A 506-nucleotide genomic window follows, 5' to 3' on the forward strand; every position below is an offset into this window, starting at 1 on the left:
CGGGTGAAGAACATTTGGCTTCGAGAGCTGATCGCGGCGCTTCCGCTTTTCGTACTGTCTAGCTTCGGCTCCTAGCCCCTCGGGCCGCTTCGGTCTCGCTGCGGCGGCAACAGCCTCCTCGCGAGCCCTCCAGCGCCTGTCGGGGCTAACCAGTCGCCTTCGCTTTTCGTATCATCCTTAGAAAGGAGGTGATCCAGCCGCACCTTCCGGTACGGCTACCTTGNTCCTTAGAAAGGAGGTGATCCAGCCGCACCTTCCGGTACGGCTACCTTGTTACGACTTCACCCCAATCACTTGCCCCACCTTCGGCGGCTGGCTCCCTTACGGGTTACCTCACCGACTTCGGGTGTTGCAAGCTCTCGTGGTGTGACGGGCGGTGTGTACAAGGCCCGGGAACGTATTCACCGCGGCATGCTGATCCGCGATTACTAGCGATTCCGGCTTCATGCAGGCGAGTTGCAGCCTGCAATCCGAACTGAGAGCGGCTTTTTGGGATTCGCTCCCCC

Annotated in this window: 1 rRNA gene; it reads right to left on the minus strand. The window is 60.4% G+C overall.

Going from position 1 to position 506, the window contains the following annotated elements:
* Nucleotides 1-231: 231 nt before the first annotated feature.
* Nucleotides 232-506, minus strand: a 16S ribosomal RNA gene (locus DCC82_RS17165); the annotation flags it as partial.

This window comes from Geobacillus sp. LYN3, assembly GCF_003064505.1.
GTDB lineage: Bacteria > Bacillota > Bacilli > Bacillales > Anoxybacillaceae > Parageobacillus_B > Parageobacillus_B toebii.